Consider the following 15,616-nt stretch of genomic DNA (forward strand, 5'->3'; position numbering starts at 1 on the left):
TCGGCGCACGCCGCCTTGGGGGCGCACCACATACATTCCGGATGCGCTTTTCTGTGTCGTGGGGCGGATTGCCCCGCAGCGATTGGGGGAACAGCCATGCAAGGCCTTCACCTGACCGCCGATCTCTATCAGTGCGGTTGCAATCTTTCACTGCTCGTCGACGCCGAGCGCTTGTCTGAGCTGTGTCGTCGCCATACTCTGGACGTCGGCCTGACGCTGGTAGACGAAAAATGGTTCACCTTTCCCGAGTACCAGGGCCAGCCCGGTGGCGTGACCGGGATGCTGCTCCTGGCCGAATCGCATCTGGCCGTGCACACCTGGCCGGAACGACGTGGCGTGACGCTCGACGTCTATGTCTGCAATTTCTGCCAGGACAATTCGGCCAAGGCCGAACGCCTTGCCACGGCGCTCATTGCTGCCTTCGCGCCCGAACAGACTGAGACCCATCGCATCCTGCGCGGCAGTCGCATCGAGGCGGGCGCCAGTGACGAGCTGATCCTCGAAACGCTCGATGAACACAGCGTCTATGGCTTTCGCATCCGCGAGCGGCTTCTCACCCAGAAGACCGCCGGCAACCAGCTGCTGGAGATCTTCGACACCCCGCAGTTCGGCCGCACGATGCGGCTCGACGGCCATTTCATGACCTCGGCAGGCGAGGAATTCTTCTATCACGAGGCCCTGATCCATCCGGCAGCGATCAGCCATCCCGCGCCGCGCCAGGCGTTGATCATCGGCGGCGGCGACGGCGGCGCGGCGGAGGAGCTCCTCAAGCATCCGAGCATCGAGCGCGTCGTCATCGCCGAACTCGACGCCGACGTGGTCGAGGCGTCGAAACGCCATTTGGAGGCCGTGCATCGCGGCGCTTTCGCCGATCCCAGGCTCGAGGTGAGGATCGGCGACGGCTTTGCTTTCCTGGATGCCACCGACGAGCGCTTCGACCTGGTGCTCTTCGACCTCACCGATCCGGACACCCCAGCCGCCTCGCTCTACACGGCGAGCTCGTTCGCCAAGGCACGGCGAGCGCTGGCCCCGGGCGGCGCGCTGGTGCTGCACATCGGCTCGCCGATCTTCCATCCCGAGCGCGTGCGGGGGATCGTCGCCGAGCTGCGCCAGGTCTTCTCCACCGTGCATTGCTACGGCCTCTACATCCCGCTCTACGGCGCCTACTGGGGGTTGGCGATCGCTTCCGACACGCTCGATGCGACCGGACTCGATGCGACAACGGTCGAAACACGACTTGCCGAGCGCGGCATCTCCGATCTGCGCTACTACAACGGCGCGGTGCATGGCGCGCTGTTCGCGCTGCCGAATTTCTATCGCGAGCTCGTACGCTAGCCGAAGAGACGAGCCACCGCTGCAGGATTCGACGGAAAGTAGAAGTGCGCGTAGCTCGCGGTGAGGCGTCCGACGCGGTAAATCGCCTCGCCGCCGGGTGCGGCGAGTTTCTCCGCCTGGAGGAAGGGAGCAAGCGGGCACTCCAGCGTCGAATAGTGGAAGGTATGGCCGGTCAGCCGCCCTTCCGGCAAGGCTGCGGCGATCAGCCCCAGCCCGGCGAGGCGCTTTTGCATCCGCGTCACGCCGGGCATCAGCGCGAACATCGAATGAGCGCGACCATCGAGATCGTAGAGCGTCTCGCAGCAGGCCATCATCCCGCCGCATTCGGCGACGAGTGGTTTGCCGGCGGCGACATGCGCCTGCAAGGCCGAGCGCATCGCGCCATTGGCGGCGATTACATCGGCATGGAGCTCGGGATAGCCGCCCGGCAGCCACACCGCATCACAGACGGGTAGCAGCGTGTCCGCGAGCGGCGAGAAGAATTCGATCCGCGCGCCCAGGGCGGCGAGGCATTCGAGGTTCGCCGGGTAAATGAAGCAGAAGGCCGCATCGCGCGCCACCGCGATGGTCTTGCCGGCAAGCAGCGGTGGAAAAGTCGGCGCGGGCCGGGCGGCAAAGTCGACCGCCGGCGGCAACTTGGCAGCCGGGGTTTGCGCCAGCGCATCGGCGAGCCGATCCAGCCGCGTGACGAGATCGGTGATCTCGGCGGCGGGGTTGAGCCCAAGATGCCGCTCCGGAAGCGCCGCAGCGCCATCGCGCGGCAGGCTGCCCGCCCAGGCGACGTCCTCAGGCAGACTTTGCTGGCACAGCTCGGCATGGAAAGGGGTTGCCACGTGGTTGGCAAGCGCCAGCGCGATCGGCGCGCCCGCACGGTAATGCTTCATTCCCCAGACCACTGCGCCGAAACTGCCGGCCATCGCACTGGCATCGATCACCAGCAGGATCGGCAGCCCCAGCCGCGTTGCCAATTCCGCGCCGCTGGGCTGGGAATCGTAAAGCCCCATCACGCCTTCGACGAGGATCAGATCGGCTTGCTCTGCTGCCCGCGCAAGGCGCCAGCGGGCGTCATCCTCGCCGCACAACGCAAGATCGATGTTCTCGCAGGGCGCGCCCGAGACGAGCGCGTGAATCTGCGGGTCGAGGAAATCCGGCCCGCATTTGAACACGCGCACGCGCCGCCCCAGGCGCGTGTGCAGCCGGGCCAGCGCCGCGACGATCGTTGTCTTGCCGTGGCCGGAGGCAGGAGCAGCGACGAGCCAGGCGGGGCAACTCACCATTCGATTCCCGGCATTGCCTGGATGCCGGCCTGGAAGGCATGCTTGACGAGCGTCATATCGGTAACGGTGTCGGCGGCAGCGATGAGTTCCGGCGGCGCGCCACGGCCGGTGACGACGAGGTGCTGCCGGAGCGGCCGCGCGCAAAAGGCGGCGAGCACCGCATCGCTGTCGAGCCAGCGGTATTTGAGCGCGTAGGTGAATTCGTCGAGGATGACGAGATCGACGTGAGTGTCGGCAAGCGCCTCTTTCGCCACCGCCCAGGCCGCTTGGGCGGCTGCCGCGTCCCGGGCCGCATCCTGTGTCTCCCAAGTGAAGCCCTCGCCCATCACATGCCAGCGGACGTTCGCCTGCTGGCGGAAAAAGGCTTCCTCGCCGGTATCCGAGCGGCTTTTGACGAACTGCACGACGACCGCGTTCATGCCATGACCGAGCGCGCGCGCCAACACACCGAAGGCGGCAGAGCTCTTCCCCTTGCCGGTTCCGGTGTGCAGCAAAAAGACGCCGCGGGCATCAGCGGCAGCGGCGATCCTCGCGTCGATCACCGCCTTCTTGCGTTGCATGCGCTGCAGATGATCGCTGCTCATCGGTAAAGATCCCCATAGGTTTTGGCCAGCTCGTCGAGCCCTTCCAGCAGCACTGGGGCAGGATGCAGGAATTTTTCGCCGTCGAGCGCCATAAGCCGCGCATTGGCAGGCCAAGGCACTGCAGCACAGCTTTCCGCAATCTGCCGCGTGAAGATGACGACGAGATCGGGGCGCAGTTCAGTCACCCGACGCTCGATGTCTTCCGCCGTGGCGTCACGCGCGAGGTGGCGCACTCCTTCGTTCGTCTCGGCCAACCTGAAGCCGGCGGCCTCGAACAGCTCTCCCAGCCAAGTGTTACGGCCAAATGAATAGGGCTGGCCGGTGCAGGATGAGAGCAACAACACGCGCTCGCCGCGGGCACCGACGGCAGCTGCTTTCTTGCGCCACAGATAAGCAAAGGCCGCGGCACGCGCTTGGGCGACATCGAGTCGAGCCGCCGCGCCGATCTCGCGCAGGTTTTCTTCGATCTGATCCATGCGCTGGAAGCTTGCCAGACGCATCGCGCGCGCCGAGGGCGGGGTGACCGCGGCAAGGACATCGGGCTTAGTCCACGTCGAAGTAATGACTAGATCGGGTTGGACGGCAGCAATCGCTTGCGCGTCAGGGTCCATCACGCCTCCGGTGTCTGGGACACGCACACGCCGCTCGTAACGGCTTGCGCCGACGATGCAATCGGCAAGACCCAGCCATTCGAGCTGGTGAGTGATATAGGGCGACTGGCTGACGATTCGCGGGCAAGCGGCAGCGGCGGGAAAAGACAGGATGATGCCGAGCAGAAGCAGTAATGAACGCATTTCCTTCACCTCGGTACGAAAACGGGATGGGAAAAGTCGGCGCTGGCAAGACGGCATAACGGATGGCCGTAGAGCTCGGAGAGCACCGGCGCGCTGAGGATCTCCTCGCACGGCCCGATGCGGTGGCGGCTATCGCCATAGAGCAAGAGCGCCTGATCGCAAAAGCGCGCCGCGAGGTTCGGGTCGTGCAATACCATCGCCACCGCCGCGCCCTCCTCGCGCGCGAGATGGAAGAAGAGCTCCAGCACCGCGATCTGATGATTGAGATCGAGATGGGCACAAGGCTCGTCGAGCAGATAAAGCCTCGGTTGCTGTGCCAAGAGCGAGGCGATGCGCACGCGCTGCCATTCGCCACCGGAGAGCGTATGGATCTCGCGTTCCTCGAAGCCAGCCAGGCCAAGACGCGCCAGCGCTTCGCGGGCGATGGCAATGTCTTGCGCAGATTCCCAGGAAAGCTTCGACAAATACGGGTGGCGGCCGATCAGGACGGTCTGCAAGACGGTCGCTGCGAAAGGTTCCGTCTGCGCCTGCGGCAGATAGCCGCGCCGCCTTGCCGCCTCGCGAAGATTCCATGCCTCATAGGGCTTGCCTTCCAAGAGCAGCGTGCCACGTTCGGGTTTGCGCAGGCCGGCAAGAGTCGCCAGCAAGGTCGTCTTGCCCGCGCCGTTTCTGCCCAGGATGGCCAGCCGGCTGCCGGGCGAAAGATCGAGATCGAGCGCCAGACAGACCTTGTGCAGGCCGACGCTGACGGCAATTTGGCGCGTTTCCAGAATCGGAGCTTGCGAAAAATTCTGCTGCGCGGCCCGCTGGCTGCGTTGCGCGGTGCTCGCTCCCTCGCCTAACTCCATGTTATGTGGTTCCGGCATAACTTGCGCTTCGCTCCTGTTAGCCTGCACCGAAACTTCGCCTTCGGCTCGTTTTCTCGGTCGCTCCGCTCCGGGCGCCTTGCCATCAGCCCGCTCGCGACGAATTTTTTCACAAGCTCTCACGTCTTTTTGCCCAGGAGGTAGAGGAAGACCGGCACCCCAATGAGCGCGGTGAGCACGCCGACCGGCAGCTGGATCGGCGCAAAGAGGCTGCGCGCCGCCGTGTCGGCCAATACGAGGAGGCTGCCGCCGGCGAGCGCCGCCGCCGGCAGCAGCAGGCGCTGGTCGTTACCCTGTGCCGGCCCCAAAGCGAGGCGCACCAGATGAGGCACGATCAGGCCGACGAAGCCGATCGAGCCCGCTGTGGTGACCGCGCAGGCGGTGGCCAGCGACGCCGTGAAATAGACGAGCCGCCGCACGTCGTGCGTGGCCACGCCGAGCGTGCGGGCGAGCTCCTCGCCGCGCGAGAGCACATTGAGATCGCGCGCGCGAGGCAGCATCACGAAAAGGCAAATGAAGAGCGCGAGCCCTGCGGGCCAGGCAACTGAAGCCTGCGACAGATCGCCCATCAGCCAGAACAGCATGCCATGCATCTTCTGTTCCGGCGCCAGCGTCAGGATCAAGGCGATGACCGCGCCACAGCCAGCGGCAACCACGACGCCGGTGAGCAGCAGCCGCGTCTGCGTCCAGGCCCCATCGCCATGGGCGAGACCAAACACCAGCAGCATCGCCGCAGCCGCCCCGAAAAAGGCCAAGCCCGATACGGAAAGCCCGGCAAGCCCCAACGACATCGCCAGCAAGGCGCCCACCCCGGCCCCGCCGGAGATACCGAGCACGTAAGGGTCGGCCAAGGGATTTCTCAGCAGCACCTGCATCAGGCAGCCGGAGAGCGCCAGAAGCCCGCCCACCGCAAAGCCCGCTGCCGCCCGCGGCGCGCGCAAACCCAGCACGATCGCCCGGTGGGGTGTCTCGTTGCCCGCGGAAAGCGCCCAGAGCTCCTGCGGCGCCACGGCAATCGAACCTACGGCCAAGGCCACGCCGAGGCTTCCCAGCGACAGAAGCGTCAGCAGGCTGAGCACCCAGACGGCGCGGCGGCGGGTGGGCATGGTTTATCGAGGCTGGTAGCGCAAACCGACGAACACCATCGTACCTGGATTGGCATAGCCCCAGGCCGTCTCGTATTTCTTGTCGAACAGGTTGTCGATGCGCCCTTCGAGCCTCAGGTCGCGGCCAAGCCGAAAGTGCGCAAACAGATTGACCAGCTCATAGCGCGCCATCTCCTTCGTTTCAGTCGCGGTATCGAAGCGTTTGCCGACCGCGACGAGCTCGGCACCGGCGGCCCAAGCGCCGGGTTCAAAAGCCACGCGCGCCTTGGCTTGCTGCGCGGCGCGCCGCGGCAGTCGCTTGCCGGTGTCTTCGTCATAGGGGCGCATCAGATCGAGCGACAGTTGCGCGGACCAGGCGCCCCAGTGGTGGCCAGCCGTGAAACTGTCGCCTACGATGCGGGCGCGGCCAATGTTGAAAGGCACATAGACAAAGCCGCCGGTATTCTGCCAACTGATCAGGTTCTTGATGCGGTTGTCGAAATGGCTCCAGCCCAAGTGCGCCCCCGTCGGGCCGCTCCAGTCGAGGCCGATCTCGCGGTTTCTCGCCGTCTCGGGTTGCAGATTGGGATTGCCGTGGCTGCCCCAAGGGCTCGTGTAATACAAGTCATTGAACGAAGGCGCCTTGAAGGCCGTGCCGAAAGCCACGCGAGCAGTCAGCGTCGGCAGAATCCGGTAGCCATAGGCGAGACTGCCGGTGGTCTTGGCCCCGAACTGCGAATTGTCGTCGTAGCGTTGCGTAAGCTGCCATGAATGATTGCCGAGCCGCGCCTGCCAGCCGCCGATCGCTGATCGCACCGTGCGTTCCTTGACGCTGAAATTCGTCGTCGATTCGACGTCCTGCCGCAGGTCTTCATAGGCAAGCATCAGGATGCCCAGCGGCAGTTTGACGTCGTTTTGCCAGGACCACTGCTTTTGCTGGGTGGCAAAGAGGCTCTTGGCAGGCGAGAAATTCTCGCTGCGATCCTTCGATTCGCCATAGCGCAGCGTCGAGGTCCAGGCATCGAACAGACGGTTTTTCGCATACAGCGACCAGACGCTGGTTGCGTCGTCGTTATAGGAATCCACCGTCGCGGCGCTGAAGCGATCATCGTAATGGTTGCGCGAATCGATGGTCAGGAAGGTCGCGCCGAATTCCTGGCCTTTGACAGGGGTGACGGCAATGCGGCCTTGCCATGAGGCATTGCGGTAGCCATCGCGATCGCGGTGCAGGGCATCGAGTTTGGGCAGTGTTGCATCCCAGCCCGCCGTTTCCAGTTTGGCGGCTTGCAGACTGTAGGCAATCAAGTCGCCGCCGCCGGACAAACCGACCTGCGCCTGCCAGGCGCCGTAACTGCCGGCGCCGGCGAAGGCCTCGGGTTTCATCGGCCCTTCGCCCTGCCTGGTGAAGATCTGCACCACGCCGCCGATCGCATCCGAGCCATACAGCGAGGAAGCCGGCCCGCGCAGGATTTCGATGCGCTCGATCTGCGTAAGCGGCAGGTTGGTCAGTGAAGGCTGGCCGAGGGTAGCCGAGCCGAGCGGCACGCCATCGACGAGCAACAGCGTGTGGCCGGCGTTCGTGCCGCGTGTGAAGAGACTGGTCGATTTGCCGATGCCGCCGTTGGTGACGATTTGCAGGCCCGGCTGCTGCGCGAGCAGGCTGGGTAGCGTCGTCGCACCGGCGGCTTCGATGTCTTCACGCGTGATGACGGCCACGTCGGCGAGCTGCTCATCGACGCGGGTCGGGATGCGCGTCGCGGTGACGACCACCGTCGCCTCATCCTCGGTGGAGCCAAAGGCGGGTTGGAAGGCAATGGAAACGGCAACGGCGAGCGCCGTCTTGGCAAAGCGAGATTTCATGTCGGACTCCCTGTTTGGCCAGCGTCCCCGCAGGCCAGTCGAATGGACAACGAATGCACAGGGAATGACGGCGTGGGCAGGGCTTTGCCGACGCGCCGCACCCCGCAGCGCATTCAACCGGATCGAACGAGGCCGGTCTCCGGGCTTGGAAGTCTTGTTTCGCCGCCTTCCCAGGAGTTCTCCCAGTGGCATCGAGGCGAAACCTCACTTCCTTACCGTTGCGGGGGCAGCACAGGCCTCATTGTTGCCAATTCACCTGTTTCCCGTTTCACCCGGACGCGAGATTCGCGCCCTAGGCACCTCGAACGAAGCGACGACGATTATAAGCGTGCCGTGCCGCCAGCGCCGACTTTTGGCTGAAACGCGAAATTGCCTTCAGAATCTTGGCGAACTGCTTGACCAGCAATCTTTTTTCCCACAAACTGCGCGGTCATGGACGTTCCCCTCGCCAGCCTCGAACGAAAAGTCGAGCAGATCATCGCCTTGTGTGAAACCCTGCGCGCCGAGAATCGCCAGCTGCGCGAACGCATCGGCGCGCTCGAAGCAGAAAAGCGCGGGCTCATGGAGCGGATGACGACCGCGCGTTTGCGGCTCGAAGGGCTGATCGACAAGCTGCCCGCCGAATGACGGAGCCCGCATGACGAGCACACTGGACATCAAGATTCAAGGACGCGAATACCGCGTCGCCTGTGCGCCCGAGGAGATCGACGCGTTGCAGGCGGCCGCCGCGCTGCTCGATGCGCGCATGAATGAAATCGCCAAGGCTACCCGCAGCACCGGCGAACGGCTCGCCGTGATGACGGCGCTGAACCTCGCGCACGAGCTGAACTCAGCCCGTCAGAATGCCACGGCATCGCCTACCGATCAAGCCGTTGACGCCGGTGAGACGCTGCGTAGAATCCATGCCATCGAAGCACGGCTGGACGAAGTGCTCGCGCCGCAGGAAAAACTGTTCTGACGGCAGCACACCCGACCGCCGCGCTTCACCGGTTTTTCCCTGCGGTGTTCGCCAAGGCCATACATTCCTTGAACCTATGCCCATTGGCATCGGTCGCCGCCCAAAGACGCCGCCGTTGTGATCGCCCCTTCGTCGGGTGAACCTGAAGCGGCAGGAAAGCGACCACACTGAACTCCGGTTCAGGATGCCGGCCAAACGGCACGCGCGGGGAACCCATCTTCGATGGGCGCGGAGAGTCCGCGCCTTTTTTCTCCCCAAAAAAAACCCAGACCTTGCGGTCTGGGTCAAACGGTTCCGTTGCGGAACCGGAGGAGGAGACGTTGCAACCTAAATCGTGGTCGGCCTTGCGGCCGGAAACTCAGGCGGCCTTCTTCGCCTTCGGAGCAGCGGCGCCGACGGCCTTGACGGTCGCGGAAGTCGCAGCGGCGACATTCGCTTCGGCCATCTCGGCAACCTGGCGGGCGGCCTTGTTCATCGTTTCATAAGCCGAATTGGCGGCCGCCAGCGCAGACTTCACGGCAGCCACGGCGACGTCGGAGCCGGCAGGGGCGTTCTTGGCAGCCTTGTCCAGGGCGTTGGCGACGTTCTTGTTGATCTCCGCATACTGGCTATCGAAGATCTTCGAGAACTCTTCCTGAGTTTGGCTGGCGATCTCATACACGCTCTTCGAGTAGGCGACGACCTTCTCGAAAGCCGGCTGAGCCAGCGAGGTCTGCAGGCTCACCAGCTCCTGGACATCCTTGGCGCCCATCAGGGCCTTTGCGGTGTTGACGCCGTCTTCGAGCAAGGTGCGGGCGGTGTTCAGATTCAGCGCGGCGAGACGCTCGGCACTGGCGAAAGCGGTGTTGGCGATCGTCAGCAAGGTTTCGACGTTGGCCTTGGTGGCGCCGGCGAATTGTTCGGGGGTGGTATACATGGCAATCTCCTGAAAAAGAAAACGGTCGAGGCAGGCTGGGTTGTCGAAGGCATATGTTGCAGTGCAATATGCTGCGCATTATATGGAACGATTTTCGGATGTCAACGATTTTTTTGTGCAGCGCAATAAAATTGCCCACCGTTTTTGAATCACATATTTTTCAATTGGTTATGTGACTGTCTCGGAGCCAGAGGGCAGCTCCGAGGGACAAAGCAGGGCAAACGACGGGCAATCGCTGCCGCGCAAAAGGCAAGGGCGGAATGCTCAGTGCGTCGTCGCCGGCTTGGTGTTCTTGGGCTGGATGATCGCGGTGACACGGCCATCCGCGTTCGACGCAGTGGCTCCTGGTGCGGCGGTGACCAGATACTGCTCGGTTTTGCCGTCGTAGGAAATGTAATGGCCGCGCACCTCGTCGCTGCCGCTTTTCACCCAGGCGCGGTTGAAGAACTCGGCCTTTTCGCTCTTCGCGTCGTATTCGATCCGTTCGGCTTCGCCTTCGACCCATTCGTCCTTGCCTTCGCGTTTCTGGCGCAGCCGTGCCAGACCATTTTCGCCGCCGGTCGCGACCCCTTTCTGGAAGCCGGCGTCATCCTGGGTGACGACCAGTTTCGCGGTGCGGATCGTCAGCGTCCCTTGCGTCAACACCACATTGCCCTCGAAGAGGTAAATGCGCTTGGCATCATCGACGGTGACCCGCGCGGCTTCCAGATGCACCGGCTTGTCGCGGTCGGCGCGTTCGGCGAGCGCATCGGCAGCGACGAGAGAAACCAGCAGGGCGAAAATCGTGATGATCGAGGTGCGGTTCATGTCAGCGTCTGGAAGAAGAAGGTTTCGATTTTGCCTCGAGGCCTGCTTTCGGTTTGGCCTGGACACCCGCCTGCCGCGTAGCGACAGCTCGCGAAGCCAGCGCCGGCCGAGCAGTGCGGGTCGCGGCCGGCGGCGATGCCGTCCGGAAGAATACCCCTTCCACCGGCCCTTCGAGGACGTAGATCAGGCTTTTCTGGTCGACATTCATGCCGCCTTCGCCGCGGATGCGCGAGGCGCCCTGGGTGATCGTGACGGGTTGCGTTGATTTCGCGAGCTCGTCATCGGGCCAGACATCCATGCGCGCAGTCGTCAGTATGGTCTGAGGTTTTCCCGCGCTGCCGTCGCGGGTGATGCGCACATCGTCGATCAGCGCGACGTGCTCGCCTCGACTCGAGATGTGCGCCTCGCGTGCTTCGAGGGTCGTAGGGGGCGGGCGATGCCAGACGATGCGCGGCTCAAACACCACGGCAGTGTCGTCGTCGGGGTAATGGACCATTTGCCGCGCGGTCAGCGTGTGTTGCAAGGCGCCTTGCGGATCGAAGCGGCGCACCTCGAAATTTTCCACGATGGTGTCCGGATCGTGACGCAGCTTGCCCGCCTTTGCCACTTCCGGCGCACGGCTGGCGAGTTCCAGCCAGTAGCTCAATGCGGCGAGTATGCCGGCCAGCAGTAACGGAAACAAATTGGCGGCGGTGCGGGGGCGTGCAGGCATGGTCGGCGTCAGGCAAGGTACGAGGCCACGACCCGCTCCCAGCTACCCTGCGCGCGCAGGATCAGCTCGCAGACTTCACGCACGGCGCCTCTGCCGGCGGGGGCCTGGGCAACGTAGGCGACGTGTTCGCGCACCAGCGGATGGCCATCCGGCACCGTGGCGGAAAAGCCGCAGACTTTCAACAGCGGCAGGTCGATCAGATCGTCGCCCATGTAGCCGCACTCGGCCATCGTCAGATGTTCGCGCTCCAGCAGGGAGGCCATCGCTTCGCGCTTGTCCTCGATGCCCTGCAGGACCAGGCCGATGCCGAGGTTGGCGGCGCGCCGCGTGACGATCGGCGAATCGCGACCGGTGATGATCGCGATCTTGACGCCGGATTTGGCGAGCAGTTTCAGACCCAGTCCGTCACGACTGAAAAAAGCCTTACAGAAATCGCCCTCGGTACTGAAGTAAAGCCGGCCGTCGGTCATCACCCCGTCGATGTCGAAGCCCATCAGACGGACCTTTGCAGCCTGTTCGAAGACGTTCATCAGACGACCTTGGCGCGAAACAAGTCGTGCATGTTGAGAGCGCCGATCAGCCGGCCGGCCGGATCGGTGACGATGAGCTGATTCACCTTGTGGCGTTCCATGATCTCGACGGCCTCGACGGCCAGCCGTTCCGGGCCGATGGTGCGCGGATTGCGGCTCATCAACGCACCGACCTGGACCTGGCGCAAATCGCCCAGACGCTCCATCGCGCGGCGCAGGTCGCCATCGGTGAAAATCCCGCAAAGGCGCCCATCGGCGTCGAGCACCGCGGCCATGCCCATGCCGCCGCGCGACATCGCGGCGAGCACCGTCGGGATGGGCGTGTCGCTAGCAACCGTGGCGACCCGTTCGAGCGGTTGCATCACGTCGCGCACATGGGTGAGGAGCCTTCTGCCCAGCGCCCCGCCAGGATGGGAACGGGCGAAATCGGACGCGGAAAAACCACGTGCGTCGAGCAAGCAGACGGCCAGCGCATCGCCCAATGCCAGTGCGGCCGTGGTACTCGCCGTCGGCGCGAGGTTCAAAGGGCAGGCCTCTTCATCGACGCGGGCATCGAGGTGCACATCGGCCTCGCGGGCAAGCGTCGAAGCCGGATTGCCGGTGATCGCGATCAATTTGCCGCCCTGGCGCTTGACGAGCGGCACGATGGTCAGCAATTCGTCGTTCTCGCCGGAGTTGGAGATGGCAATCAGCACGTCGTCGCGCGCGATCATGCCGAGATCGCCATGCACCGCTTCCGCGGCATGGACGAAGTAGGCCGGTGTGCCGGTGGAGGCCATCGTCGCCGCGATCTTGCGCGCGATGTGGCCTGATTTGCCTAGCCCACTGACGATGGTGCGACCATGAGAACCGAGGATCAGATCGACGGCGAGCACGAGGCTGTCGTCGAGACGATCGGCGAGTTTCCATATCGCTTCGGCTTCGATGGTCAGCACCCGGCGCGCGAGCGCGATCAAATGTTCGGTGGGCGGGATGGCGGTCATGGCGAGCGGGCGGTTATGATTGCTGGAAATTATAACCGCCACCCCTTCCCGACAGACCGCGCATGACTCTGCATCTGATCCTATTGCTGCTGGCTGCCGCCGTACTCGCCGTGGTTCTCTGCCGCAGCCTCAATCTACCGCCGATCCTCGGTTATCTGCTGGTCGGCGCGCTCGCCGGCCCCCATGCTCTCGGCATACTGCCCGACATCGCCAGCGCACGCCGCCTGGCCGAATTCGGCGTCGTCTTCCTGATGTTCACGATCGGCCTGGAATTCTCGCTGCCGCGCCTGTTTGCCATGCAGCGGATCGTGTTCGGACTGGGGCTCCTCCAGGTGCTGGCGACGATGTTCGCCGTCGCCGCCGGGGCGATGCTTTGGGGGGTGACCTGGCAGGCGAGCCTGGCGCTGGGCGGGGCGTTAGCGATGTCTTCGACGGCGATCCTCTCGAAGCTCTTGGCCGACCGGCGCGAGCTCGACGCGCCCCACGGCCGCGAGGTGATCGGCGTGCTTTTGTTCCAGGATCTCGCCGTGGTGCCGCTGTTGGTGCTGATCCCGGCACTGTCGCAGCCGCTCGAGCGGCTTGCCGGCGAGCTCGGCTGGGCGCTCCTGAAAGCCGCGGTGCTCCTCGCGTTGGTGCTGTTCGTGGGCCAACGGCTGATGCGCGCCTGGTTTGGCCTCGTGGCGCGGCGCAAATCCGGCGAGCTGTTCATGCTCAACGTGCTTCTGGTCATACTCGGCTTCGCCAGCCTGACCGAAGTGACGGGATTGTCACCCGCGCTGGGCGCGTTCGTCGCCGGAATGCTCATCTCCGAAACGGAATACCGTTACCAGGTCGAGGAAGACATCAAGCCGTTCCGCGACGTGTTGCTCGGGTTGTTCTTCGTCTCCACCGGCATGCTGCTCGATCCGGCAGCGATCTGGCACGATGCCGGTCGTCTGGCGTCGCTGCTGGCGCTGCTGCTCCTCGTCAAGCTGATCGTCGCCGCCGGGCTGTCACGCCTGCTCGGCAGTGCGCCAGGCACGGCGCTGCGTACCGGCTTGTGGCTCTGTACCGCGGGCGAATTCGGCTTCGTGCTGGTGGTGCTGGCCACCGATACCGGGCTGGTCGATGCGGTGCTGATCCAGCCGGTGCTCGCGGCGATGGTGCTGTCGATGATCGTCGCGCCGCTGATCGTGCATTTTTCGGATCGCCTCGTCTTGCGCTTCGTCGCCTCGGAATGGCTGGCGCGCTCGCTGCAGCTGACGCGCATCGCCGCCCAAACCGTGGCCAGCGAAAAGCACGCGATCCTCTGCGGTTACGGCAAGACCGGCCAGCATCTGGCACGCTTTCTGGAAACGGAAAAAATCGGCTTCATGGCGCTCGATCTCGATCCCGAGCGCGTGCGCGAAGCCGCCGCTGCCGGCGAGCCGGTCGCCTGGGGCGATTGCACGCGGCGCGAGAACCTGCTGGCAGCAGGGATCGCCCGCGCCAGCGTGCTCGTGGTCACCTTTGCCGACATCGCGACGACCTTGCGGCTCGTCGAACGCGTGCGCGAACTGCGCCCCGATCTGGCCATCGTCGCCCGGGCGCGCGAGGAAGAGGACATCGAAAAGCTCTATGCCGCCGGGGTAGCCGAAGTCGTGCCGGAGGCGCTGGAATCCTCGGTGATGCTCGCCACCCATGCGCTGGCGCTCACCGGCGTGCCGATGCACCGCGTCGTGCGCCGGCTGCGCGAGCTGCGTGAGCAGCATTACGCGCTGCTGCGCGGCTTCTTCCACGGCGCGACGGATGCCACCGAGGGCCTTGCCGATGCACAACTGCCGCGGCTTCATGCCGTCACCCTCGATGCCGGCGCGTGGGCGGTGGGGCGAAAAGTCTCTGCTCTGGAACTGGAAAAAGTCGGCGCTGGTTTGACGGCACTGCGGCGTCGCGGCCAGCCGCACGTGGCGCTGAATGGCGAGACGGTGCTCGAAGCCGGCGATGTCGTGGTGCTGCGTGGCAGTGCCGCGGCGGTAGCGGCGGGGGAAGAGCGCTTGTTACGCGGTTTGACATGAAACGGCCCGCCGAAGCGGGCCGAGGAAATTGTTAAAAATATCAAAGGCCCATGCAAACCGTGTAAGTGGCCGCAGGATCGACGGCCGTCGTACAAGCGGCCGGGGTTCCTGCCACGGCACAGTGCGCCGTGTTCTGGCGGTTCGTTGGCGCACCTGGCACGGCACGCATCGAACCGGTGAAAGGGTTGCCGTCATCCATCGTCGTATCGAGCTGCAGCACGAATTTGCCAAGAATACCGCTGGAACAGACGATGAAAGTGCCCGTCAAGCCGCTGATGTATTGCTGCGCAGGCGTGGCGCTCCCTGATTCGATGCCGATACGGCCGCCATCAGCATTGGTTGGGAAGTAGGACGGATCAGCCAAGTTCGTCGGGCCGGAAGCCAGATTGGCAAGCCGCACATGCTGCCAGAAAACCACGCTTTCAGGCGCAGTCGCACCCTTGTCAATGGAGAACCAGTCTCCTTCGATGACCCCATTGCCGGGAGTACCACCTGCTCCCTGCTGAGCGCCGGTGCCCAAATGAGCGGCAACGTTGGCATCGTCGCCAGGTAAAGCGCGATATTTGTCCTGATAGCCGTAGATGAACAGGGGAATATTGCGGAAGTCCTGGGCAAAATTTTTCACCTTGGCGCTGTTGATCAGTTCCTGCCCCTTCAGCACGCCACCCAGCAGCAGGCCGATGATGACCAAGACGATGGCAATCTCGACCAGCGTGAAACCGGATTGTCGGTTCATTCTATTTGCTCCACCAAAAGCCATATGCAAGTTTGCTCAAGCACGATTTGTGCCATCGTTGCCATCGCAGAGCTTATCGCGAGACTGCACCGTCGATGCGCGAATAAGGAGGGTGCTTTCGGGTTCAGTTTCCGACCTAC

At 64.1% G+C, this 15,616-nt stretch carries 16 protein-coding genes, 1 other RNA gene and 1 riboswitch; of the genes, 5 read left to right on the forward strand and 12 right to left on the reverse strand.

Going from position 1 to position 15,616, the window contains the following annotated elements:
* The first annotated feature begins 96 nt into the window (after nt 1-96).
* Complete coding sequence (gene speE, locus EL335_RS11860) at nt 97-1,335, forward strand: polyamine aminopropyltransferase (protein WP_126447171.1); 1,239 nt, start codon at nt 97-99, stop codon at nt 1,333-1,335.
* On the opposite strand, the gene EL335_RS11865 is transcribed toward speE, so the two are convergent.
* From EL335_RS11865 to EL335_RS11890, 6 genes are all read right to left on the reverse strand, one after another.
* Nucleotides 1,332-2,612 carry a cobyrinic acid a,c-diamide synthase CobB gene (locus EL335_RS11865; RefSeq protein ID WP_126447173.1) on the reverse strand — a complete coding sequence of 427 codons (1,281 nt, stop codon included), beginning with the start codon at nt 2,610-2,612 and terminating at the stop codon, nt 1,332-1,334. The two genes, speE and EL335_RS11865, sit on opposite strands and share 4 nt — an antisense overlap.
* Complete coding sequence (gene cobO, locus EL335_RS11870) at nt 2,606-3,196, reverse strand: cob(I)yrinic acid a,c-diamide adenosyltransferase (RefSeq protein ID WP_126447175.1); 591 nt, start codon at nt 3,194-3,196, stop codon at nt 2,606-2,608. Before cobO ends, EL335_RS11865 begins: the two co-directional genes overlap by 7 nt.
* Nucleotides 3,193-3,990: an ABC transporter substrate-binding protein gene (locus EL335_RS11875; RefSeq protein ID WP_126447177.1), complete on the reverse strand. Its 798-nt coding sequence runs from the start codon at nt 3,988-3,990 to the stop codon at nt 3,193-3,195. Before EL335_RS11875 ends, cobO begins: the two co-directional genes overlap by 4 nt.
* Nucleotides 3,991-3,995: 5 nt before the next feature.
* Entirely contained in the window at nt 3,996-4,838 is an 843-nt protein-coding gene (locus EL335_RS11880) for an ABC transporter ATP-binding protein (protein ID WP_126447179.1), read from the reverse strand.
* Between the two features lie 137 nt (nt 4,839-4,975).
* Nucleotides 4,976-5,962: a FecCD family ABC transporter permease gene (locus tag EL335_RS11885; protein WP_126447181.1), complete on the reverse strand. Its 987-nt coding sequence runs from the start codon at nt 5,960-5,962 to the stop codon at nt 4,976-4,978.
* Nucleotides 5,963-5,965: 3 nt separating this feature from the next.
* Nucleotides 5,966-7,801 carry a TonB-dependent receptor domain-containing protein gene (locus EL335_RS11890; protein WP_126447182.1) on the reverse strand — a complete coding sequence of 612 codons (1,836 nt, stop codon included), beginning with the start codon at nt 7,799-7,801 and terminating at the stop codon, nt 5,966-5,968.
* Nucleotides 7,802-7,914: 113 nt separating this feature from the next.
* A riboswitch (cobalamin riboswitch) is annotated at nt 7,915-8,120 on the reverse strand.
* A gap of 113 nt (nt 8,121-8,233) precedes the next feature.
* Here EL335_RS11890 and EL335_RS11895 point away from each other — a divergent pair.
* The 3 genes from EL335_RS11895 (at nt 8,234) to ssrS (ending at nt 8,974) form a co-directional block, all read left to right on the forward strand.
* The gene (locus EL335_RS11895; RefSeq protein ID WP_126447184.1) at nt 8,234-8,428 is read left to right on the forward strand and encodes a hypothetical protein; all 195 of its coding nucleotides are present in this window, start codon (nt 8,234-8,236) and stop codon (nt 8,426-8,428) included.
* 10 nt (nt 8,429-8,438) lie between these two features.
* On the forward strand, nt 8,439-8,759 hold the full coding sequence (locus EL335_RS11900) for a cell division protein ZapA (protein ID WP_126447186.1): 321 nt from the start codon (nt 8,439-8,441) through the stop codon (nt 8,757-8,759).
* A 33-nt stretch (nt 8,760-8,792) separates the two neighbouring features.
* A non-coding RNA gene (gene ssrS / locus EL335_RS11905) (6S RNA) lies at nt 8,793-8,974 on the forward strand.
* Nucleotides 8,975-9,117: 143 nt separating this feature from the next.
* On the opposite strand, the gene EL335_RS11910 is transcribed toward ssrS, so the two are convergent.
* The 5 genes from EL335_RS11910 to EL335_RS11930 all read right to left on the reverse strand — a co-directional run bounded on the left by EL335_RS11910 (nt 9,118) and on the right by EL335_RS11930 (nt 12,707).
* Complete coding sequence (locus EL335_RS11910; RefSeq protein ID WP_126447188.1) at nt 9,118-9,675, reverse strand: phasin family protein; 558 nt, start codon at nt 9,673-9,675, stop codon at nt 9,118-9,120.
* A gap of 264 nt (nt 9,676-9,939) precedes the next feature.
* On the reverse strand, nt 9,940-10,482 hold the full coding sequence (lptA, locus tag EL335_RS11915; RefSeq protein WP_126447190.1) for a lipopolysaccharide transport periplasmic protein LptA: 543 nt from the start codon (nt 10,480-10,482) through the stop codon (nt 9,940-9,942).
* Nucleotide 10,483: 1 nt separating this feature from the next.
* Nucleotides 10,484-11,194 carry an LPS export ABC transporter periplasmic protein LptC gene (gene lptC / locus EL335_RS11920; RefSeq protein ID WP_126447192.1) on the reverse strand — a complete coding sequence of 237 codons (711 nt, stop codon included), beginning with the start codon at nt 11,192-11,194 and terminating at the stop codon, nt 10,484-10,486.
* A gap of 8 nt (nt 11,195-11,202) precedes the next feature.
* A complete protein-coding gene (locus EL335_RS11925) occupies nt 11,203-11,724 on the reverse strand; it encodes a KdsC family phosphatase (RefSeq protein ID WP_126447194.1) in 522 nt (173 codons plus the stop codon).
* Entirely contained in the window at nt 11,724-12,707 is a 984-nt protein-coding gene (locus tag EL335_RS11930) for a KpsF/GutQ family sugar-phosphate isomerase (RefSeq protein WP_126447196.1), read from the reverse strand. The genes EL335_RS11925 and EL335_RS11930 overlap by 1 nt, the downstream gene beginning before the upstream one ends.
* 62 nt (nt 12,708-12,769) lie before the next feature.
* On the opposite strand from EL335_RS11930, the gene EL335_RS11935 reads away from it, so the two are divergent.
* Nucleotides 12,770-14,740: a monovalent cation:proton antiporter family protein gene (locus tag EL335_RS11935; protein ID WP_126447198.1), complete on the forward strand. Its 1,971-nt coding sequence runs from the start codon at nt 12,770-12,772 to the stop codon at nt 14,738-14,740.
* 40 nt (nt 14,741-14,780) lie between these two features.
* Here EL335_RS11935 and EL335_RS11940 read toward each other — a convergent pair whose 3' ends face one another.
* The gene (locus EL335_RS11940; protein ID WP_126447879.1) at nt 14,781-15,476 is read right to left on the reverse strand and encodes a prepilin-type N-terminal cleavage/methylation domain-containing protein; all 696 of its coding nucleotides are present in this window, start codon (nt 15,474-15,476) and stop codon (nt 14,781-14,783) included.
* Between the last annotated feature and the right edge of the window lie 140 nt (nt 15,477-15,616).

Origin of the sequence: Sulfuricystis multivorans, assembly GCF_003966565.1 — a bacterium.
GTDB classification, from domain to species: Bacteria; Pseudomonadota; Gammaproteobacteria; order Burkholderiales; family Rhodocyclaceae; genus Sulfuricystis; species Sulfuricystis multivorans.